This is a genomic window from Erythrobacter sp. KY5 (genome assembly GCF_003264115.1).
In the GTDB taxonomy this organism is placed as follows: Bacteria; Pseudomonadota; Alphaproteobacteria; order Sphingomonadales; family Sphingomonadaceae; genus Erythrobacter.
The window spans coordinates 2,029,507-2,050,146 of sequence record NZ_CP021912.1; the positions used below are offsets into that span (position 1 = coordinate 2,029,507).

Genomic DNA, 20,640 nt, shown 5'->3' on the forward strand with positions numbered 1-20,640 from the left:
GCCAGCGTCAGTCGCTGGCCCAATCCTGTTCAGCCGGACTACCGGCCTTTTTGCGCCCGAAGGCTTTCAGACGCTCTTCAACTGTCGTGAGCTGTTCTCGCAAGCGCGCCTGTTCAGCAAAGGAACCCTCAGGATCCTCATCAAACCGGGCTATCGTCGCCGCCATAGCGGCTTCGAGCGCCGGCTTTTGCGCCAAGAGCGACACAGCTTCGGCCAATTCCTCGCGCGCTTCACCGGGTGGTGTGCCTTCTCTGAGGAAGGCGAAACGTTGGTCTTCCGGTGGGGCAGGATAGCCTTGCCGGTCAGATATGGCGCTTGGTGCCTGCGAATCAAGCGTTTCTGACAATTCAATCAACGATTCGATTGCAGGTGCGGCTTCTGGGTCAAGCCTGGCCAAACGGGTTAGCGCTTCGGAATGGCGCTCGATCTCTTCCGGGAAGCGGACCAGTCCGGCAATTACAGCGGACTGCAGACTTGCTCGCTGACCGCCTCCCATAGCGCGTTGCAACGTGGACCTGGCTTCTGGGGAAAGGCCCTTTTGTGTGGCTTTGAAGCTCTGCCAGGTGCCTTTCTGTTGTCGCTGGCGGGGTTCGCGCGGGGGAAACGCAAATGCTGAAAATCGGTCGAGCAATTCGCGGCGATACAGTGCCTGGATGTCTCGATCCTCGATCGTATCGACATGCGCCATCAAGCGCGCCTTTAGACCAGCTTTCGATTCCGGACTGCTGAGCGGCTGAGCGTGGCGTTCCGCATCCCAGAGGAAATCGAGCAGGCTGGCAGGCTGCGCGAGCAGCTTTTCCATCGCTCCTCCGCCCTTTTCCTTGATAAGGTCATCAGGATCGAGACCGCTTGGCAAAGTGACAATGCCGAGCGAGCGCATGGGCGCGAGCATTGGCAGAGCCCGGCTGATAGCGCGCATCGCGGCCTTCTGTCCCGCTGCATCGCCATCGAAGCAAAGCACCGGAACCTCGACCATTCGCCACAGCATCTCGAGCTGCATCTCGGTGAGCGCGGTGCCCATCGGGGCGACCGCGTCCTCGAACCCGGCCTGGGCCAGCGCGACGACGTCCATATAGCCTTCGACGACTATGACCCGTCCCGATTGGCGCGAAGCGGGCGCGGCGCGGTGAATGTTGTAGAGGTTGCGCCCCTTGTCGAAGAGCGGCGTGTCGGGCGAGTTCAGGTATTTCGCCACGCCCTCGCGCTTACCGAGGATACGCCCGCCAAACGCAATCACCCTACCGCGAGCGTCTTGGATCGGCAGCATGACGCGGCCGCGAAAGCGGTCGTAGGTCGTGCCGTCATCGGTGCGGATGCGCATGCCGGTTTCGACGAGCATCTGGTCTTCGAAACGGGGAAGGGCATTGGGGAGAGCTTGCTTGCTCTCTGGCGCGTAACCAAAGCCGAATTCGCGCAGCGTTTCCGGTTTAAGCCCACGCTTCTTGAGATAGTCGAGCGCCTCTCGCCCGACTTCCTCACGCAAGTTTTGAACGAACCATTCCTGCGCTTCGGTGGTGACGTCCACCAGTTCGGCCCGCTTTTCCGCGCGTTTCGCTGCGACAGGGTCAGGCGCGGGGACTTCCATGCCTGCTTCGGACGCCAGTTCCTTGCAAGCATCGATGAAGGACAGCCCGCGCTGTTCAGTCATCCAGCTGATGACGTCGCCATGCGCGCCGCAGCCGAAGCAATGATAGAAGCTCTTCTGATCGTTGACGTAGAAGCTCGGCGATTTCTCGTCATGAAAGGGGCAGCACGCCTTCCACTCACGACCCGCGCGGGTGAGCTTGGTCGTGCGCATGATCACGCTCGACAGCGTAATGCGCGCGCGCAGCTCGTCTTTCCATTGCGGGGTGATTGCCATTGTTGGACTGTGCGCCCAGCGCGAGCATCATTCAAGAAGCAGGCGCCTCAGCTTTGTGGAGCAGCCTGTGCATTGATAGCCGCGCATGCATTAGTGGCTCCGGGATCGACGCCGGGATAGGGACCGTTGCCGGTACCGCTAACCCCATTTGCGCGGATTTCGTAGTGCGGGGCTGGGCCAGCCGGTGGAAGGGTCAATTGCCAGTAGAAGGTAAGCGGCTCAGCGTCTTCCCATTGGTTTCCGCCGTCGCCCGCATTCACTGTCCAGATGAGCGCGCCCGTGTCGTCGCATGTGATGACGACCTGAACGCTATCACCCGCGGCTGCGACCGCACCGGCCTTCGAGAAGCCCGCATTGCCGGTGAAACCGAGAGCGGGCGCGATCATCTTGAAGGCGGTCGCCATCTCGACGTCGATATCGTCAGGTCCGTCGCCTGCGCCCGTGGCCGGGTCCATGTCTTCGCCCGGATAGACCGTGTGGACATAGGTGTAGACCGTGCCTTCGGGTGCACTGGCCGGATCGCATTGTTCCATTCCAGCTGGGCAGGCGACATAGGATGTGATGTCGGCAAGGATGCCAGCTTCATTCGAAAGCGAGGTCTTCACCTCCGGTCCCTGCGGTCCGACGATCTTCGCGCCCAGCTCGAGTTCGCCGAAGTCGCCCGGATCGATAGCATCGGGCAACGCTGCCGCTTCACCGTCGGTGGTAGCGACTTCGCGCTCGGCGGTGTCCCCGTTCTCACCACCGCAGGCAGCGAGGACGAGCAAGGATGCCCCGACAAGGGCAGTAGCGAAACGGCGGGTGGACATTTGAGGCTCCTAGAAGCTGTTTTTGACGAGAGCACTCGCGGTGCTCATGTCCATTTTACTTCCGTGGCGAGCCTTTAGTTCCGCCATGACGCGGCCCATATCCTTAATGGAATCGGCGCCAATGCTTGCCTTGACCTCGGCGATAGCGGACCTGGTTTCTTCCTCGCTCATCATCTGAGGCAGAAACTCCTCGATTATCTCGAGTTCGGCGCGTTCGTTCTCGGCCAATTCTTCACGACCACCGTCAACATACATGGTTATCGATTCGCGCCGTTGCTTCGCCATTTTTTGCAGAACGCTGGTGACGAGTTCGTCGTCCGGGATGTTCTTGCCGCTGGTGCGCTCTTCGATGTCGCGATCCTTGATCTTGGCGCTGATCTGGCGAAGCGTCGCGGTGCGCTCCTTTTCCTTCGCCTTCATGGCGGTGATGGTGGCGGCCTTGATGTCGTCCCGGATCATGGCAAATGGTCTTTCTTGTGGATGGTTTGTCGGTGTCGGCGCAATAGCTCAACTATCCCCCGCGAGATAGGTTGACGCAGGGGATGCGCAAGCCTAGCGGATGAGACTTAGCGACATTGCTGGAAACACCTTCAACGGAGAGCCCCGAATGGCTTCTGCTCCCTCTCGTCCTGCGCAGCCAAAAGGTGCGACGGGTTGTCTTGTTCTGGCTGACGGAACGGTCGTCTGGGGCAAGGGCTTTGGCGCTGTCGGTGATGCGGTGGGCGAGGTTTGTTTCAACACCGCGATGACCGGCTACCAGGAGGTGATGACCGATCCCTCTTACGACAGCCAGATCGTCACCTTCACTTTCCCGCATATCGGCAATGTCGGCGCGAACGAGGAAGATGTGGAGAGCCGAGGGCTTGGTGCGTTGGGCTGCATCGTTCGCGAGGAAGTGACCCCGCATTCCAGTTTCCGCGCGCGCGACGAATTCGTTCAGTGGATGGCGGGCCACGGCAAGATCGGACTGTCGGGCGTCGACACCCGTGCGCTTACCCGTCGTATTCGCTTGAATGGCGCTCCAAACGCGGTGATTGCGCATTCGCCGTCGGGTGAGTTCGACATCGACGCTTTGCTGGCCAAGGCGCAGGACTGGAGCGGGCTTGAGGGGCTTGACCTCGTCCCCAACGTCTCACGCGAGGCGGCAGAGGACTGGAAGGGGGGTCACTGGCAACTCGGCTTTGGCTATGTCGAGGGCACGTCGGATCGACCGCATGTGGTGGCGATCGATTACGGCGCGAAGAACAACATCTTCCGCAACCTTGTGAAGGCGGGGGCAAAGGTGACAGTCGTGCCCGCTCGCACCAGCTTCGACGATATCATGGCCTTGAAGCCCGATGGCGTGTTCCTCTCCAACGGTCCCGGCGACCCGGCGGCGACCGGCCAGTATGCGGTGCCCGTTATCAAGGCGCTGCTTGATGCGGACATGCCGATCTTCGGCATCTGCCTCGGCCACCAGATGCTCGCACTGGCGGCGGGCGCGAAGACAACCAAAATGCACCAGGGCCACCGCGGCGCGAACCATCCGGTGCAGCGAGTGGGCGAGGGCTGGGGTGAGACGTCGGGCCTCGTCGAGATCACGAGCATGAACCACGGCTTCGCGGTCGATGCGGACACCTTGCCCGACACGCTCGAACAGACGCATGTAAGCCTATTCGACGGCTCGAATTGCGGGATCGCAGTGAAGGGCAAGAATGCATTCGGCGTGCAGTATCACCCGGAAGCGTCGCCGGGGCCGCAGGATAGTTTTTACCTCTTCGAGAAGTTCGTCGGGGGGCTGGGGTAGAGAGTGAGCAATTGGCTCAAAATTTTTGGCGGCCTCGGCTGTGTGGTCCTCATCGTGGGCCTGATTTTGATTACTCCCGGTTTGTTTCTGGGGGCGTTGCTGATCGCAAATGCCGAGACAACTGTTTATGAACGCACAAAGTCCCCTGACGGAGGTCGCGAGGCCAGAGTCCAGTTTACTGACGCTGGCGCCATTAGCAGGTTCGAACGCTTTGTCTTCGTTAAGAGCAATTGGGTTCCAAGTGACTCGGCCTGGTTTAGTTGCAGGGCGTTTTGGGCTCACGGAGAACCGGAGATTGACCTTGAATGGCGGGATAACTCGACATTGCTGATCAAACACCATGCCGAGCCGAGGAACATCGCGGATGTCGCACCAACCTGTGGTTCGGTAAAAATCGTCACAATGGCCGTTGAGCCTTTCGAAGACCTATGACGGCATACAAGCGCAAATTTCAACGGACTGCGATAGGCTTCGCGCTAATGGCTGCGCCGCTTCCTTTGTCGCATCTGATCGCCCAAAATCCGGCGATGACGCCGCCGCCGTCCTCCGAATGGCCCGGCGCTGAGATCGTCGATGGCGTGGCGTTCCAAGGCGATGGCGGCATCACGATCGAAGCGGGCAAGAGCGGTCTGCCTGTGCTCGCATTCTGGCGGCCAATCCTGTTTCGGGAGGACACCAGCAAGCCGGTCGCAGGCCGCATGGATTGCCGGATCGTCGCCGCGGACGGGTTCTTCAGCGAAGCAGACTTCGACCCAGATGCGCGCCACGCGACAGTCGCCGACACACGCTCGCAGCAGGGCTACCGAGATCAGGACCGATTGCGCGATTACTCCGACACGATGCGCCAGCTCGACGTGGTCGGACGCCGCCCGCGTGAGCGTGAGCATTACGTGCTCAGCTACATCCTTGTGCGCGATGGCCAGCGGCTGATCGACATTCGCCGCAATTGCACCTTCATTTACGGCAACTCGATCGCGACGATCGACCCACTGCCTTACGTCTATCGCTACACCAAGATCACCTACGCATTCGAACCGAACATGGGAGAAGAAGGATGATGAGGGTCGCCGCTACTCTCCTGTCGCTTGCCAGCCTTTCGGCTTGCGACTTGTTCAACGATGAGGACCCGCGAGTGGGTGTCGAGGAAATCGATGCCTGCATCGAGCGGGTGCGCTCAACATATCATGAGGGTGTCCTCGACTTGCTGGACAGTGATGAACAGCGCCGTCCGACCTATACGTTCGATATTACCAAGATGGGCTTCGACGACATCAAGGATTTGACCGTTCCTGATCAGGGCGATGAGAAGGGTTCGGTCCAGGTTTCAGGGTTCGAAGCTCCGGGTTATGTAAAACGAAGATTCCTGGAAATGAATGTCGATGGAAAGGGCGCCTTTTTCCTGGGCGCCGACCCAGCCTATTACCGGGTTCAGGGCGAGCCAATCGCCCTGAAGGACGTTTTCTCCGAGGGCTGCAAACAGCAGCTCTCTGGAATGCGTTTCCTAAGCTTTACTTTCGCGCCAGTTCCCGCATCCGGCGATGTTACAGACGACAGCAGCACACCAGAAGAGAACAAGAGCTGATGCCCAAACGTACCGACATTTCCTCCATCCTCGTCATTGGCGCTGGTCCGATTATCATCGGTCAGGCGTGCGAATTTGACTATTCGGGCACGCAGGCGATCAAGGCGCTGAAAGAGGAGGGCTACCGGGTGGTCCTGGTGAACTCCAATCCGGCGACGATCATGACCGACCCGGAATTCGCCGATGCGACCTATGTCGAGCCGATCACGCCGGAAATCGTTGCCAAGATCATCGCCAAGGAAAAGCCCGACGCACTTCTGCCGACAATGGGAGGGCAGACCGCGCTGAATTGCGCATTGAAGCTCGATGAAATGGGTGTGCTGGCGGAGCACGGGGTCGAGATGATCGGTGCAAAGGCTGACGCCATCGACAAGGCCGAAAACCGCCAGCGGTTCCGCGAGGCGATGGACAAGATCGGCCTCGAAAGCGCGCGCAGCGGTGTGGCGAATACGGTCGAGCAAGCGCGCGAGGTGCTAGAGCGCACGGGTCTCCCATCTATCATCCGTCCCAGCTTTACCCTTGGCGGTACAGGTGGCGGGATCGCCTACAACAAGGAAGAATTCGATCGGATCGTTCGCGAGGGCCTCGATGCGTCACCCACAACCGAAGTTCTGATCGAGGAGTCGCTTCTTGGTTGGAAAGAGTACGAGATGGAGGTCGTACGCGACCGGGCCGACAATGCCATCATCATCTGCTCTATCGAGAATGTCGACCCGATGGGGGTGCACACGGGCGATTCCATCACGGTGGCGCCGGCGCTGACGCTGACGGACAAGGAATACCAGATCATGCGCACCGCCTCGATTGAGGTCTTGCGCGAAATCGGCGTGGAAACAGGCGGTTCGAACGTACAGTTCGCGGTCAATCCAAAGGATGGTCGCCTCATCGTGATCGAGATGAACCCGCGCGTCTCACGCTCATCAGCGCTCGCATCCAAGGCAACCGGCTTTCCCATCGCGCGCGTCGCGGCGAAACTGGCGGTCGGCTACACGCTCGATGAGATTACCAACGAAATCACGGGCGCAACCCCAGCGAGCTTCGAGCCGACGATAGATTATGTGGTCACCAAGATCCCTCGCTTTGCTTTCGAGAAGTTCAAGGGCGCCGAACCGCTGCTTGCCACTGCTATGAAGTCAGTTGGCGAAGTAATGGCAATCGGTCGCAACTTTCAGGAAAGTGTTCAGAAGGCCTTGCGCGGGCTTGAGACGGACCTGGATGGGTTCAACCGCGTGACGGAACTCGAAGGGGTTCATCGCGACGTGATCAACGCCGCCATCTCACGCCGAACGCCCGATCGGTTGCTGAAAGTAGCGCAAGCCATGCGCGAAGGTCTGAGCGTTGAGGACATCCATAATGTGACCGGTTACGATCCTTGGTTCCTGCGCCAGATCGAAGGCATCGTTGCAGCAGAGCGCGAGGTACAGGCCGACGGTTTGCCCCGCGACGCGGCTTCGCTTCGAAGACTGAAAGCCATGGGCTTTTCGGATAAACGACTTGCAACCCTTGCGGTGCGTTCCGTGGGCGTGGCGGGCGGCATGGGCGAAACGCAGGCGAAACGTTCGGGCTTGCTGCACGACGCGCTCCAGGCGATGGCGGGTGCCACCAGCGAGGAGGAGGTTCGAAAGCTGCGCCACAAGCTTGGCGTCACGCCCGTGTTCAAGCGGATCGACAGCTGCGCTGCCGAGTTCGAGGCGATCACGCCCTATATGTACTCGACATATGAAGCTCCCAGCTTTGGCGAACCAGAGGACGAGGCGATGCCTTCCGACCGGCGCAAGATCGTCATACTTGGCGGTGGCCCGAACCGGATCGGACAGGGGATTGAGTTCGACTATTGCTGCGTCCACGCCTGTTTCGCACTGGCCGAACAGGGCTTTGAGACGATCATGGTCAACTGCAACCCAGAGACAGTCTCTACCGACTACGACACCTCCGACCGTCTGTATTTCGAGCCGCTGACCGGTGAAGATGTGCTGGAAATCCTGCGCGTCGAACAACAGGCTGGCGAACTGGTTGGAGTGATCGTGCAGTTTGGCGGCCAGACACCGCTAAAACTTGCGCAGGCGCTCGAAGATGCGGGCATCCCCATTCTTGGCACCAGCCCCGATGCGATTGACCATGCCGAAGACCGCGAACGCTTCGCCAGGCTGGTAAACAAGTTGAAGCTCAAGCAACCCGACAACGGCATTGCGTACACCCGCGACGAAGCGGCGGCGGTGGCGGCTCGGATCGGGTATCCGGTTCTGTTGCGCCCCTCCTTCGTGCTGGGTGGGCGCGCTATGGAAATCGTGGATTCCGAAGCGCAGCTTGATGACTACATCAACACGGCTGTGACGGTCTCTGGAGAGAGCCCGGTCCTGGTCGATCAGTATCTGCGCGACGCGATCGAATGCGACGTTGACGCGCTATGCGATGGCCAAGAGGTACGCATTGCGGGAGTGATGCAGCATATCGAAGAGGCCGGGGTCCATTCCGGCGACAGCGCGTGCACCTTGCCGCCCTATTCGCTTCCTGCCGAAATCATCGAGGAAATGGAGCGCCAGGCAGAGGCCCTCGCACATGCACTTGGCGTCAGGGGATTGATGAATGTGCAGTTCGCCGTGAAGGATGGCGAAGTCTACCTGATCGAGGTCAACCCGCGCGCCAGTCGCACAGTGCCTTTCGTCGCCAAGGCCATCGGCCAACCGGTGGCGAAGATTGCTGCCCGCGTCATGGCCGGCGAGATGCTGGCTGATTTCGAACCCTTCAAGCGCGATCTCGATTACATGGCGATCAAGGAGGCAGTGTTCCCCTTCAGCCGCTTCCCGGGAGCAGACCCCGTCCTGTCGCCAGAGATGAAGTCCACTGGTGAAGTCATGGGCATCGACAGAACGTTTGAGGCCGCATTCTTCAAGTCACAGATCGGTGCGGGGATGGTGCCTCCTTCGGAGGGGACCGTCTTTGTTTCGGTCAAGAATTCGGACAAAGCGGCGATCGTGCCGGCAGTTAGACAATTGATTGAGCACGGCTTTCACATCATCGCGACATCGGGGACGCAGAAGTATCTTTCCGAGCAAGGGCTTTCGGTCGAACGCGTCAACAAGGTTGCCGAAGGCCAACCGCACATCGTTGACAAAATCATCGACGGTGAAGTGTCGCTGATTTTCAACACTACGGAAGGCTGGCAGTCGCTGCTCGACTCCAAATCAATCCGCGCGACGGCTCTTGAGAAGAAGGTTCCGTACTATACAACTGCGGCTGCATCCAAGGCGGCAGCAGCGGCAATCTCGGCTATAAAACCTTCGCAACTTGAAGTCCGTTCATTGCAAGACTATTATAGCTGAGCATTCACGCCGTCCCTCCCGACAATTCGATTGCAATATGGCTGCTCAGATAGAGGCGGCTACGGTCGAAGTTTCCTCGGTGGAATTGTCGATGGGGACGCAAGGTAGAAAGAAACGGGAATGGCAACGATGGAAAAGGTTCCGATGCTCGCGGAGGGTTATGAGCGTCTGACCGCTGACTTGAAGGCGCTTCGTGAAGAGAGGCCGCGCATCGTAGACGCGATCGAGGAAGCTCGCGCGCACGGCGACCTGTCGGAAAACGCCGAATATCACGCCGCCAAGGAGCGCCAGGGTCAGGTCGAAGCCCAGATCGGCGATCTCGAGGACAAGATCAGCCGGGCGCAGATCATCGATCCCAAGACTCTTTCGGGCGACAAGATCATTTTCGGTGCGACCGTCACTCTGCTCGATGAAGACGACAAGCCGGTGAAGTATCAGATTGTCGGCCAAACCGAGGCAGACGCTGCGAAAGGCCGGATATCTTATTCGTCTCCAATCGCACGTGCGTTGATCGGAAAGCAGGTCGACGACGAGATTGAAGTTACTGTCCCTTCGGGTGACAAGTTTTACCTCGTCGAAAAGATCGAATTTATCTGATCAAGCGTTGCTAAGTGTCTCAACCGAGGCGCTTCTCCATCGCGTAATTATGGATCGGCACGGCTTCATCCCCAGATGGGATTTCGAAGTCGCGCCGGTGCATGACCTGATATCCCGCGCGCTCGAATGCCGGCCAGGCCAGTTCGCTTGCCTCGGTATAGAGCGTCTTCATGCCTTCGCTGCGCGCGAATGCCTCACTGTGAGCGAGCAACTGGTCCGCGAGGCCCCGCCGTGTATGATCGGGGTGGCAATACAGCATGTCCAAGTGCCCGTCTGGCTCAAGCAGGGTGTAGGCGACGGCGTGATCTTCAGCGTCCGCTGCCACGAAGATGCGATGCCCTTGCTGGTTGCGGGCTCTGAAACGCTCAGGACCAGGGTGGCGCGCCGCCCATGCTTCTAGCTGCTGTTGAGAGTAGCCATAAGCACCGACGCCGCGAATGGCGGCAAGTGTAAGATCGGCGAGGGCAGAAGCATCGCCATCGCGGTAATCTCGGATGGCGTAGGCCATGATGCCCTTGTCAATCATTCAGGCGTCGGGGGTCAGCAGCTTGTGTATGTGCACCACGACATACTTCATCTCGGCATCGTCAACCGTGCGCTGGGCCTGCGAACGCCAGGCATCCACCGCCGCGTCATATGAACTATAGACGCCCACGACATGAAGGCTTTCCGGATCTGCGAATTCGTGGCCACGTGGGTCGGTAACCCGTCCACCCATCACGAGGTGAAGCTTTTGGCCTGGGGTGGTTTCTTCCATTTAGATTATCCCTGGGGAGTGGAGGCGCAAGCAAAGCGCCGATGCGCGCTCGTTTAGCGGACCGCGCATGCAATTCAACCCGGAGGGCGGGTTTGCGCTCAGCCGCGATTACGCCCGGTAAGGTCCCGGACGGCCCGCTCGGCACGTCGACGGGTGCGGCGACCAGTCGTCAGCGAGCTATCCGCGACATTTGCGGCGAAGTGCCTTGCCTCGCGTCGCAGGCGCCGGGCTTTTGCGCCCGCGCTTTCGCCTATGTCCTCAATCGCATCCTGACCTGACTGGGCCGCACCGGCAAAATCATCGATAAGCTTGATACCGAACGCAACGATTGCGTCCTGCATGAAGTTGCTGATCCGCGATGCTTCGGCTTTGGTTTCGCGTGCGACATGCGCCGCTTCATCGCCAAGATCTTCCGCCGCGCGTCGCGACCGGGTGGCAGCTGTGCCGATTGCAGTTGCTGCACCCGTTGCTGCCCGGCTCGCGACGCGCCGTCCAGGCGACGTCATCAGACCGATGAGAACACCTGCGACCACTGCGCCGCCAATCACGGTCAGCGGGTTCTCTCGCGTATAATTGGCTGCAGCCTGCGCGGCCTCTTTGATTTGATCCGCAGCGTCGCGTTCAGCGATGCGCCGCTCGCCGGCTTCGATCTTCATCCGAAGTTCGTCGCGGCGGGTGTCTCCGGTGTCGACTGAAGGGGTGGGGTCATCGCTCATGGTTTTCTCCGGAAATGTCATTTTTGTCGTGGTTAGGGTTCGGGGAGGGGGGATCCGCATTCTCAGCAGTGTCGGACTGACCCTTGTCGAGTTCGTCTTCGAGACCGAGCGCTTCGAGAATTGGCTGACGACCAAGCCACAACAGGATCGCACCAATCAGCAGCGCCAGGATGCCTCGTTTATCCTCTGCTTGAAATTTCGCGACCTCAAGAACATCTTTCGCGCCATCTCCGATACGCCCGCCGACGCGGCCAAAGACGCCTGTTGCCGAGAACGCTTCTTTCGCATGCTCGATATCAGCCATCAGGTTGGCGCGGGCCAGATCGCGCATCTCGCGGTCTTGGATAAGGCGTTCTTCAAGCTTGCTCATTGGTCTTCGATCTTTTCCGACGATGAGAACAGAGCGCTCAACTTCTGGGCGCGTTTCAGCGCCATCCACCCAAGCAAGCCGGTAATGAGCAGCATCCCGCCCACGACTATTCCTATCGCGCCCCAGATGGTGACGATCGGTTCAAGGGCAATCACGAGACCTACGGCTAGTGCCAATAGGGCTATGTGCAGAAGGATGAGGGCCACGATGACGAGGCCCGCCGAGGCACCGACCAAGCGCCCCGCAAGTTTCGCTCGCGTTTTCTGAAACGCGATTTCGGCTTCGGCATAGTTGCGAGCATCATCGATGATCGCGGAGGCTTCCTCGACCAGCGTTTCTTCAGTCTCGCCATCGTCGGGTTGCGATGCCTCGATATCGCTTGCCGGATCGGGCGCGCCGCCGTCTATGAGGCCCACGCCCGGGTGCCGGTCTGCGTCATCCATTCAACGCCCCCTTGGTGTCCCTACCATGCACAGTGCGGTTGGAGTCGATCAACGCGAACCGCGGAAGAGACGAGCAAGCAGGAAACCGGCGACGGCTGCAATGCCGACTGCAACGCCGGGGCTTTTACGAACCATCTCGCGTGCATCGTCACTGAGCTCTTCAACGCTCTTCGATTCGAGCTTTGCAGATGTCTCGGCGAGGCTGCGCGAAGCGGAACGGGCGTAATCGCCATATTGCTCACCGAAGCGCTCATCGATCTGTTCCGCCGTTTCGCCAACAACCTTGCCCAGCGACAAGATGGCGTCGCTTGCGCCAGATTTTGCTTCAACGGCGAGTTCGCCGGCACGGTTGCGGGCCTTGTCGCCATATGCCTTGGCTTCGCTCACGAGGTCATCTCCTCTGGTCTTTGCCTGAACACGATATTCGCCAGCACGCGATCCAGCTTCAGCACGGAGCGCCGCAGCGCCAGCCTTCGCTTCTTCAAGAGCGGCGTTAAAGCGGCTTTTTGCTTCGGCGGTACCGGTCGTTGCCTCAGGCTCTACAGCCTTGGCAGCCGTCGCGCCCGTCTTCTTCGGCGCTGCTTTGCTGGTGCCAGTGGCCTTGCGGGTCGAACCCTTTGCCGAGGTCTTGGCGGGGGTTTTGGTGGTTTTGCTGTCAGCCATGAATGTCTTCTGCCCTTCCTTTGCGGGTATTTCCATAAAGAATACACGCAAATGCTTGTTGTGTTCCAAGGTCGCTTGCACGGTCTTCGTCCGGCGCATAGGGGTTGCCGGGAAATTCGCAGCGGCCGCCCGGAAACAAAGCTCTCCGGGTGTCTTATGCTTATACAACACTTTCGACCCGGAGCGCAAACATGACCGCCATTATCGACATTCACGGACGCGAAATTCTCGACAGCCGCGGCAATCCCACGGTCGAAGTGGACGTGCTGCTCGACGACGGCAGTTTCGGACGTGCCGCTGTGCCCTCAGGCGCATCGACGGGCGCCCATGAAGCGGTCGAGCTGCGCGATGGCGACAAGGACCGGTATAAAGGGAAGGGCGTTCTCAAAGCGGTTGAGGCCGTGAACACTGAGATACGCGACCTTTTGATCGGGGCGTTCGATGCCGAAGATCAGCGCGATATCGACCTTTCGCTCATCGCTCTTGACGGGACTGACAACAAGGGTCGCCTGGGTGCGAACGCGATCTTGGGCACGAGCCTTGCGGTTTCGAAAGCGGCGGCCAACGCCAGAGGCCTGCCGCTGTATTCATATCTCGGCGGCGTTGCTGCGCATGTTCTCCCAGTGCCGATGATGAACATCATCAATGGCGGCGAACATGCAGACAACCCGATCGACATTCAGGAATTTATGGTCATGCCGGTCGGCGCCGACTCGATTGCCGAGGCCGTGCGCTGGGGTTCGGAGATCTTCCACACGCTCAAAAAGGGCCTTTCCGATAAAGGGCTTGCGACAAGCGTCGGTGACGAAGGCGGCTTTGCGCCTGATCTTGCAAGCACTCGCGCAGCTTTGGACTTCATCATGGCCTCGATCGAGCAAGCCGGCTTTAAGCCCGGCGAAGATATCGTTCTTGCACTTGATTGCGCCGCGACCGAATTCTTCCGCGACGGCAAGTACGAGATTTCCGGGGAGGGGCTCAGCCTCGATGGGCCAGCCATGGCCGATTATCTCGCCAAGCTGTGCGATGACTATCCCATTCGCTCTATCGAAGATGGAATGAGCGAAGACGATTTCGAAGGTTGGGCAGCCGTTACAAAGGCTATCGGCGACCGGGTCCAGTTGGTCGGCGACGATCTGTTCGTAACGAACCCTGATCGTCTTGCCGATGGTATCTCGAAGGGATTGGCCAATTCCCTTCTGGTCAAGGTCAACCAGATCGGAACACTGACGGAAACGCTCGCTGCGGTCGATATGGCGACCCGCGCCCGTTACACCAGCGTGATGAGCCACCGTTCAGGCGAAACGGAGGACGCAACGATTGCCGACCTCGCGGTTGCGACCAATTGCGGTCAGATCAAAACAGGCTCCCTCGCCCGTTCCGACAGGCTGGCGAAATACAATCAGCTGATCCGCATCGAGGAAGAGTTGGGCGATAGCGCCGAGTATGCAGGGCGGGCCTGTTTCGGTTCGCTTTCAGCCTGACCCCAGCAAAAAGCGCGCCCGAACCTTCCTTATTTCAGGGGTGAGGGTAGGAGGTCCGGGCGCTGAGGGTTTCGGGTCATCAGGCAGATGGGCCCGCGCTGGCAAAATGCTCGTCCATCGCTGCAAGGCCGCGTTCCGTGAGGCGCACCAGAACTCGCCTCTGGTCTTCGGGGTCATGCTCGCGGACGATCAGTCCCTCTTCAGTCAACACACCAAGCCAGCGGAGGCCGGTTGTGGGAGGGGCCGCGGACCCTATGCATGCGCTTGAGACGGAAACGGTCTTGTTTTCGACATGTGCGATGTAAAGGTCGAGCAAGATATCCCAGGCAGGTTCCCCGAAGAGTTCCTGATTATCGAAAATTGTCCCACGCCTGCGGCGCATTGTGTAGGCTTCGCGCGCAAACTCGGCGTAAATGGTCCGCAAGTGCTGGATCTCTCTCAAGCCGTTGGTTTGTCCATAGCCGGCATCAAATTGCGCACCGGCAATTCTGGCATGGTCTAGGCTCGGAACCCCGGTGAGGCTAGCGGTGCGTCGGATACCTGTCTCGGACGTTTCAGCCGCCGATAGCGTCTCAGCAATGGCGCGGAGCTGTCTGGCAAGTTCGCTGAGGTTCGCCTCCTGCCGGATCATGTCTGTCCGCTCCCGAGCGGCGATCTTTGCCAGGAAGCGGTTGTCCGTGCCTTCCTTCATGCGAGATTCCACGCCCAACGACGAAGAGGTGTTTTGGACACACCGATATGGTGATCCCGCAAATCCGAAGCAGCGCCACACTTTGCCGATTCGTTCGGTCGGCTGCTTCGATTAAGCATTCGGTTCAATGACAGCGCCATGATGACCTCCCCCTGGGGCGATGACCAAAACTGGCTGATCTTCGTGATCAAAGGCCCCGATCGATCATCTAGATTACGCTGGCACGAAGTTCATTACGGATTAGCCCGTAAGTACTTTTAATGAAGGGGAAAACTTGCTGAGCGGAGCCGCGTTGACGGTTATCGCGAACTCAGCCGATGCTCACTGGGGCACGACAAAAGATCACGTCCGGAACTGCCGATGTCTTCCGCGACGATCTCGAGATTATTCTTGAGCTGGTTGATGGCAGCATCGACGTGAATGGCCGCGATGCCTGCGCCTATTCGATCAAGCGCACGCAGAACATTCTCTAACGTGACGATGCTGCTTTTCAGCTCGTCCAGTTCGTCCAAATCCAGGTGAAGCACATTCGTATCCCATATGTCGTGCCAACCTGAGCGAACTGGCCAGCCGGTCGCGACCCGATGACAATTCCGGAAATACTTCCGCCTTCTCTAAAACTGTATCCGTTTTAATACCTAGTTATAGCGCGCCGCCAGATCGAGCAGAGCGATGGCGGCCTTGGCTGCTTCGCCGCCCTTGTCCTTCTGCTGCGGATCAGCGCGAACAAGCGCCTGGTCTTCGTTCTCGACCGTCAAGATGCCATTCCCAATCGCGATACCGTCCATCGTCAGCGCCATGATTGCGCGAGCGCTTTCTCCAGCCACGATCTCGAAATGATAGGTCTCGCCACGGATGACGGCACCGATGGCTACGAAACCATCGTATTCGCCACTCTCGGCCGCCATCGCGATGGCACCGGGAATTTCGAGCGCGCCGGGGACCGTTAAGACTTCCACGTCGTGGCCCGCTGCTTCGAGCGCGCCACGCGCTCCTGCAATGAGCATGTCATTAAGGTGCGCGTAGAAACGCGCTTCTACTACAAGAAATTTTGCCATGTTGGCTTACTCCGGGATCGGCATGTGATCGGTTATGGTGAGGCCATAACCATCGAGAGCGACGAGTTCGGGCCGCGAGTTGCTGAGCAGCACCATATCGTGGACACCAAGATCGGCAAGGATTTGCGAGCCGATGCCAATATTGCGATCCTGCTCGTCTCGGGTCCATTCATCGCTGCCGATCCGGTTGGTCAAAATCACGATAACGCCTGAACCGTGCTCTCCGATAGCTCCCATGGCACGCTGAAGAGTGCGCTTGCGGGGGCCGGGCTGTCCCAGAACATCGTCGAACACCGAGATCGGGTGCACACGAGCAAGGGTCGGCTCGCCGGGCACTACATGGCCTTTCTGAAGCACGTATGCTTCTCCGCCCGACACTTTGTTCACGTATGTGATCATGCGCCATTGGCCACCATAATCGCTTTCAAAGCTGCGTTCATCGATGCGCTCGACCAAGTGGTCGTTCCGCATACGGTAAGCGATGAGATCCCGGATCGTGCCAATTTTGAGGCTGTGCTTGCGCGCAAAATCCACCAGATCGTCGAGCCGTGCCATCGACCCGTCTTCATTCATGATCTCGCAGATCACTCCGGACGGGTTCAGCCCGGCAAGCCGTGAAATATCGACAGCAGCTTCAGTGTGGCCGGCCCTGACGAGTGTACCGCCATCGCGGGCCATAAGTGGGAAGACATGACCCGGCGTCACGATGTCATCGGCACTTTTGGTTGCATCGATCGCCACCGACACCGTTCGAGCACGGTCCGCCGCTGAGATGCCGGTCGTGACGCCCTCTTTAGCCTCAATCGAGACCGTGAAAGCCGTCTGCATGCTTTCCTTGTTGTTCCGGCTCATCGGATCAAGGCCAAGCTGGTCGACACGGCCCTTGTCGAGAGCGAGGCAAATCAGGCCCCTTCCATGGGTGGCCATAAAGTTGATTGCCGCAGGTGTCGCCATCTGCGCCGGAATGATCAGATCGCCTTCGTTTTCCCGGTCTTCGTCGTCGACAAGGATGTACATGCGACCATTGCGCGCTTCATCGATGATCTCCTCAATCCCGACGAGCACGGGGCTGTCATCATTGGCGTCCAAGAATCTCTGAAGCTTGGCAAGGGTTTCAGCGGTTGGGTTCCAGTCCGGCTCGCTTGCGTCGCGAAGCGTGTTGGCATGCAGGCCAGCGGCACGGGCGATGCCAGCTTTGGTGTATGCACCCGACTCGACGAGTTCGCGGACTTGTGTGATGGTTGATGTGCTCATTGGCGTTGAATAGCACATTATGATGTGATCGCAAGGGCTGCGAATGTGATGGCGCGTCACAGTGCTGACTCGCAGAGCTGGCGAGCTCGAATGTTGATCGCTATTGGTTTTTCGGTCACTTTCGATATCGAAGTCTTGTGCGATTTGCTCATCAAAACGCTGATATATTGCGTGAAAGTCACTTCCCAGTAGAGCAGTTGGCTCGGCAGAACCGGCAACCGCCGATGCCCTCTCAAGTTTGACGTCAATAAGTCGAAGAACCGCATCGAGCGACCGCATCTGTCCGCCTCGCTCAATGAAGATTGGCCGGTTTGCGCGGGCTGCACGTTGGAAAAGTGCTGCTGCAGATGTGTGCGGGTTGCGCAGCCAGGCCGTGAGGAACCGCTTCGCACCACCCGTGCCGAGGAAATGTGCGAGATAAAGTTCACGCGACACCGCTTCGCGGCCCAATACCCCGCGCAACGCGCGCCCGTTTTCAAGCGTGTATGCCGCCGCCATCATGGCCGCAATGCGTGGGTCATCCCGAAGCGCAAGCTTGGCTTGGCGCGATAATCCACCCTTAGAATCCTTGCCGGTGATCAGGTTTAACGCGGGGGATTGCGACCCATGGCGATCAAAGTTGATCAGCCACGTACTCTCGATGAATTGAAACAGGCCAGAAGCGCTTGATCCACGCGCCTTTGCCTCCGGATCGAGGCCCGATTCTATCTGAGCTTTCGCAAGCAGGTATCGATAGTCGACGCCAGTCTGCTGCGACGCTGCCCAAATCGCGGCGCGGACAGCGTTTGTGCGCCCAGAATGCCGATCAATCGATGAGGTGTTGTCTGAAGCGAACGCGGCGATGGTCGGGGCATCTGCTTGCCGGTTGTAAACGGCGCTCGATTGCGCATGGCCGGGGGCTACTTCCCCAAGCACAGACATCACGAGAATGATGTTCCAGATTGCCAGCCAGCGCCCCATATCTAGGGGCGTAATTGGTCAGAAGTTAAGGGGTTACTGACGCAGGGGCGGCTTTACCTCGCAGTAACCTGTTGGCGGAGCAAAGCGCTAACCATTTGCCGCTTTCAGCCGTGCCTTGGTCGAAGCGGCCACTTGTTTTCGGCGCGTTCGACCCAGGCTTGCGCGCTCGGCCTCGAGGTCGGCGATGATAGTCTCGAGCAACCTGCTGATGCGTGTCGTCGTGCGGATCCGTTCGACCAACGGCCACGTTGCTCGCTCGCCTTCAAGGATGAGCTTCGCGGCACGATCAAGCGAGGGTTGGGAAAGGGCGGAGAAGGGGTTCAGAACCCGCGAAGCAGGTACGATGTTGATGTCGCCGGTATAGTTCTGCTGAATTACTCCGTTAGCGGTTTTCGCCATATTATAGAGCTGCTTGCTCGCCAAAGATAAAGGTCTTTCGAGAATGTTGAACCAGGCGTTCGATGCCAGCTTGAACCCTTGCAAGTTGATATCGAACAGTTTGGAGCGCAGCGTGCCGGTTCCCTTGTCGGTGTTGACGAACGGCATGGCGACCGGGTTGGTCTGGCTTACGATGAAATAATTGACGCCATACAGCCTCGTCAGGCGCTTGGCCGGCAAGTCCTGACTGAGCGAGCCATCCACCCAACGGCTTCCCGGAAGATAGGGCTGTCGCATACCTTGGACATTCTTCGCAGCAAGCACGACCGGCGGGTAGACGCCCGGCAGCGCTGCCGATGCCTTCGCGGCTTCACGTAAGTAGACGTTTGGCGTGGTAATCGCGTTGAGCAGGCGAGAAGACTGGCGCGGCTCGGCCGGCGCAATGGAAAGGCTGATCTCGCGTCCGGACACTTTCATGGCTTCATCGAAAGTCAGGTCCGGGATCCCGGCATTTATGTACTCATCCAGCTCTTCAGGGGGCATCAACATGCGCGATCCGGCTTCGGGATTGATGGAGGGCAATGCGTCTCCGAGCGCGAACAGCTTTTCTGCGCACAACAGCTTCAACGCGTCCTCGCGCGTGCGGCTGCCGATGAGCGCGGAGACAATTGCTCCGCCACTGGAACCGGATATCACGCGAGGCAAGAGGTCCTGCTCGAGCAGGCATTTGACCACCCCGATGTGGAAGAACAGCAGCGAACCGGAACCGCTCATCATGAAGGCCGCATGGCCAAAACAGTCGCTGGCGCGGTGGAAGAATTCGATCCGCTCGTTCAGGTCGATATCGTCGGCAGCGGGTGAAGCGAGGTGCTCAAGCGCGAGCGCGAGCTCTTCGATGTAATCCTCAATCAGGTTCTTGGTGCCGAATTTGGCGTGGCTAAACATGGAAGGCTTACCCATTCCCCCAAGATTGCCGTGAATGCCTTCGTGAAGTGCGAAGAGGAGTTCGTGATTATCGGCGCGCTCGCGCAGCAGACGCAATTCATTGAGGCGTGAGCGGATTGCAGCGAAGTCATATCGCTCGCTTTGCTCAAAGCGGCGCCATTTGTCTTTGCCGGTCACTTCGTCATGGAGCTTGGCGTAACCGGCCCACTGATCGTAGCTCTCAGCCTGCTTCATCGCTTTCTCGAGGCTGGACTTATCGAGCCGCATCGCTGAATTCCCTTCGTGTTCCCACATGCATGAATGCTAAACGGCACCGAGGCGACGTGTACATGCTGCGCTGCAACATCGGATAGCACGAAAAAGCCCAGCGCGCCTAATCTGATCGCGCAACCGGTTGAGGAAGGTGGGTGGTGGACGCACTAGGGTTCGAACCTAGGACCCGCTGATTAAGAGTCAGCTGCTCTACCAACTGAGCTATGCGTCCACATCCGATCGTCGTATCGGAGCCGTGTCTGGGGGCGTCATTGACTGCGTCCCGAATCACGAGAGGCGCTGCATATAGCGCGCCTTTCGCGGATGAAAAGGGCTAATCGCGAAACTCTATGCGGCCTCGCGTGTCGATGCCCGGTTCAAGCGCTTGCGGGTGTCGCCATTCAACGTTACCCGCGATTCAAATGCATCGCCGAGATTTGTCTCGATCTCCACGACGCCGGACTTTTGCAGCTTGTCGACCAGGCTGAGCGCTTCCGGCTGAGGCATTTCAGAAATCTGGTGCAATTGGCGCAGGGTCGTTGTCTGCCCCTGCATTTCGCGAAAGTGGATAGCAGACAACATGATAGCCATCTTGTCTGCGGCTTCGTCGCGCACACAGGTTCGCGAGGCGAACCGGTTCGCAAGACGTGACAGCAATACGGGTACTCTCGGAGGTGACATAGTACGCCTCGATGGTCGAATTGCTAAGAAACA

At 58.9% G+C, this 20,640-nt stretch carries 22 protein-coding genes, 1 tRNA gene and 1 pseudogene; 8 read left to right on the forward strand and 16 right to left on the reverse strand.

The features are described from left to right. Positions 1 to 7: 7 nt before the first annotated feature. Genes dnaG through CD351_RS09590 form a run of 3 tightly spaced genes read right to left on the reverse strand, consistent with a single transcriptional unit; the run spans position 8 to position 3,129 of the window. Positions 8 to 1,861, reverse strand: a complete 1,854-nt coding sequence (dnaG, locus tag CD351_RS09580; RefSeq protein ID WP_111992441.1) for a DNA primase — start codon at positions 1,859 to 1,861, stop codon at positions 8 to 10. Between the two features lie 47 nt (positions 1,862 to 1,908). After that, complete coding sequence (locus CD351_RS09585) at positions 1,909 to 2,670, reverse strand: hypothetical protein (protein ID WP_234027094.1); 762 nt, start codon at positions 2,668 to 2,670, stop codon at positions 1,909 to 1,911. A gap of 9 nt (positions 2,671 to 2,679) precedes the next feature. Continuing rightward, the gene (locus tag CD351_RS09590; RefSeq protein WP_111992443.1) at positions 2,680 to 3,129 is read right to left on the reverse strand and encodes a GatB/YqeY domain-containing protein; all 450 of its coding nucleotides are present in this window, start codon (positions 3,127 to 3,129) and stop codon (positions 2,680 to 2,682) included. Between the two features lie 148 nt (positions 3,130 to 3,277). Between CD351_RS09590 and carA the strand changes: the two genes are divergently transcribed. The 6 genes from carA to greA all read left to right on the forward strand — a co-directional run bounded on the left by carA (position 3,278) and on the right by greA (position 9,958). Next, positions 3,278 to 4,456: a glutamine-hydrolyzing carbamoyl-phosphate synthase small subunit gene (gene carA, locus CD351_RS09595; protein ID WP_111992444.1), complete on the forward strand. Its 1,179-nt coding sequence runs from the start codon at positions 3,278 to 3,280 to the stop codon at positions 4,454 to 4,456. Between the two features lie 3 nt (positions 4,457 to 4,459). Beyond that, positions 4,460 to 4,888 (forward strand): hypothetical protein, encoded by a 429-nt coding sequence (locus CD351_RS09600; RefSeq protein WP_162627680.1) that lies wholly within the window; start codon positions 4,460 to 4,462, stop codon positions 4,886 to 4,888. 47 nt (positions 4,889 to 4,935) lie between these two features. After that, complete coding sequence (locus tag CD351_RS09605) at positions 4,936 to 5,514, forward strand: carbamoyl-phosphate synthase large subunit (RefSeq protein ID WP_234027095.1); 579 nt, start codon at positions 4,936 to 4,938, stop codon at positions 5,512 to 5,514. Next, entirely contained in the window at positions 5,511 to 6,038 is a 528-nt protein-coding gene (locus CD351_RS09610) for a hypothetical protein (protein ID WP_162627681.1), read from the forward strand. Before CD351_RS09605 ends, CD351_RS09610 begins: the two co-directional genes overlap by 4 nt. Further along, complete coding sequence (gene carB / locus CD351_RS09615) at positions 6,038 to 9,361, forward strand: carbamoyl-phosphate synthase large subunit (protein ID WP_111992447.1); 3,324 nt, start codon at positions 6,038 to 6,040, stop codon at positions 9,359 to 9,361. The genes CD351_RS09610 and carB overlap by 1 nt, the downstream gene beginning before the upstream one ends. 120 nt (positions 9,362 to 9,481) lie before the next feature. Next, positions 9,482 to 9,958 carry a transcription elongation factor GreA gene (gene greA, locus CD351_RS09620; RefSeq protein ID WP_111992448.1) on the forward strand — a complete coding sequence of 159 codons (477 nt, stop codon included), beginning with the start codon at positions 9,482 to 9,484 and terminating at the stop codon, positions 9,956 to 9,958. Between the two features lie 19 nt (positions 9,959 to 9,977). Here the strand turns inward: greA and CD351_RS09625 are convergent, their stop codons facing one another. From CD351_RS09625 to CD351_RS09650, 6 genes are all read right to left on the reverse strand, one after another. After that, entirely contained in the window at positions 9,978 to 10,466 is a 489-nt protein-coding gene (locus CD351_RS09625) for a GNAT family N-acetyltransferase (RefSeq protein WP_111993692.1), read from the reverse strand. Positions 10,467 to 10,484: 18 nt separating this feature from the next. Next, positions 10,485 to 10,715, reverse strand: a complete 231-nt coding sequence (locus CD351_RS09630) for a DUF4170 domain-containing protein (protein WP_111992449.1) — start codon at positions 10,713 to 10,715, stop codon at positions 10,485 to 10,487. Between the two features lie 98 nt (positions 10,716 to 10,813). Beyond that, positions 10,814 to 11,431: a hypothetical protein gene (locus tag CD351_RS09635; protein ID WP_111992450.1), complete on the reverse strand. Its 618-nt coding sequence runs from the start codon at positions 11,429 to 11,431 to the stop codon at positions 10,814 to 10,816. Next, positions 11,421 to 11,801, reverse strand: coding sequence for a hypothetical protein (locus CD351_RS09640; protein ID WP_111992451.1), 381 nt, complete (start codon positions 11,799 to 11,801; stop codon positions 11,421 to 11,423). The genes CD351_RS09635 and CD351_RS09640 overlap by 11 nt, the downstream gene beginning before the upstream one ends. Continuing rightward, a complete protein-coding gene (locus tag CD351_RS09645) occupies positions 11,798 to 12,244 on the reverse strand; it encodes a phage holin family protein (RefSeq protein WP_111992452.1) in 447 nt (148 codons plus the stop codon). Before CD351_RS09645 ends, CD351_RS09640 begins: the two co-directional genes overlap by 4 nt. Positions 12,245 to 12,292: 48 nt before the next feature. Beyond that, complete coding sequence (locus CD351_RS09650; RefSeq protein ID WP_234027096.1) at positions 12,293 to 12,907, reverse strand: hypothetical protein; 615 nt, start codon at positions 12,905 to 12,907, stop codon at positions 12,293 to 12,295. Between the two features lie 191 nt (positions 12,908 to 13,098). Between CD351_RS09650 and eno the strand changes: the two genes are divergently transcribed. Further along, positions 13,099 to 14,388 carry a phosphopyruvate hydratase gene (gene eno, locus CD351_RS09655; protein ID WP_111992453.1) on the forward strand — a complete coding sequence of 430 codons (1,290 nt, stop codon included), beginning with the start codon at positions 13,099 to 13,101 and terminating at the stop codon, positions 14,386 to 14,388. A gap of 79 nt (positions 14,389 to 14,467) precedes the next feature. Here the strand turns inward: eno and CD351_RS09660 are convergent, their stop codons facing one another. Then, positions 14,468 to 15,079 carry a winged helix DNA-binding protein gene (locus tag CD351_RS09660; RefSeq protein ID WP_111992454.1) on the reverse strand — a complete coding sequence of 204 codons (612 nt, stop codon included), beginning with the start codon at positions 15,077 to 15,079 and terminating at the stop codon, positions 14,468 to 14,470. 317 nt (positions 15,080 to 15,396) lie between these two features. Here CD351_RS09660 and CD351_RS15715 point away from each other — a divergent pair, with 317 nt between their 5' ends. Further along, the gene (locus tag CD351_RS15715) at positions 15,397 to 15,552 is read left to right on the forward strand and encodes a hypothetical protein (protein ID WP_162627682.1); all 156 of its coding nucleotides are present in this window, start codon (positions 15,397 to 15,399) and stop codon (positions 15,550 to 15,552) included. 165 nt (positions 15,553 to 15,717) lie between these two features. Here the strand turns inward: CD351_RS15715 and ribH are convergent, their stop codons facing one another. The 6 genes and pseudogenes from ribH to CD351_RS09685 form a co-directional block, all read right to left on the reverse strand. Further along, positions 15,718 to 16,137, reverse strand: a complete 420-nt coding sequence (gene ribH, locus CD351_RS09665) for a 6,7-dimethyl-8-ribityllumazine synthase (RefSeq protein ID WP_111992455.1) — start codon at positions 16,135 to 16,137, stop codon at positions 15,718 to 15,720. A gap of 6 nt (positions 16,138 to 16,143) precedes the next feature. Beyond that, a complete protein-coding gene (gene ribB / locus CD351_RS15945) occupies positions 16,144 to 17,391 on the reverse strand; it encodes a 3,4-dihydroxy-2-butanone-4-phosphate synthase (protein WP_234027297.1) in 1,248 nt (415 codons plus the stop codon). Between the two features lie 690 nt (positions 17,392 to 18,081). Further along, positions 18,082 to 18,351 (reverse strand): annotated as a pseudogene (locus tag CD351_RS15950) (3,4-dihydroxy-2-butanone-4-phosphate synthase); the annotation flags it as partial. A gap of 87 nt (positions 18,352 to 18,438) precedes the next feature. Continuing rightward, the gene (locus tag CD351_RS09675) at positions 18,439 to 19,941 is read right to left on the reverse strand and encodes a DUF3336 domain-containing protein (protein ID WP_162627683.1); all 1,503 of its coding nucleotides are present in this window, start codon (positions 19,939 to 19,941) and stop codon (positions 18,439 to 18,441) included. A gap of 141 nt (positions 19,942 to 20,082) precedes the next feature. Further along, a tRNA-Lys gene (locus CD351_RS09680) sits at positions 20,083 to 20,158 on the reverse strand. A 116-nt stretch (positions 20,159 to 20,274) separates the two neighbouring features. Then, positions 20,275 to 20,607, reverse strand: coding sequence for a hypothetical protein (locus CD351_RS09685; protein ID WP_162627684.1), 333 nt, complete (start codon positions 20,605 to 20,607; stop codon positions 20,275 to 20,277). Positions 20,608 to 20,640 lie beyond the last annotated feature (33 nt).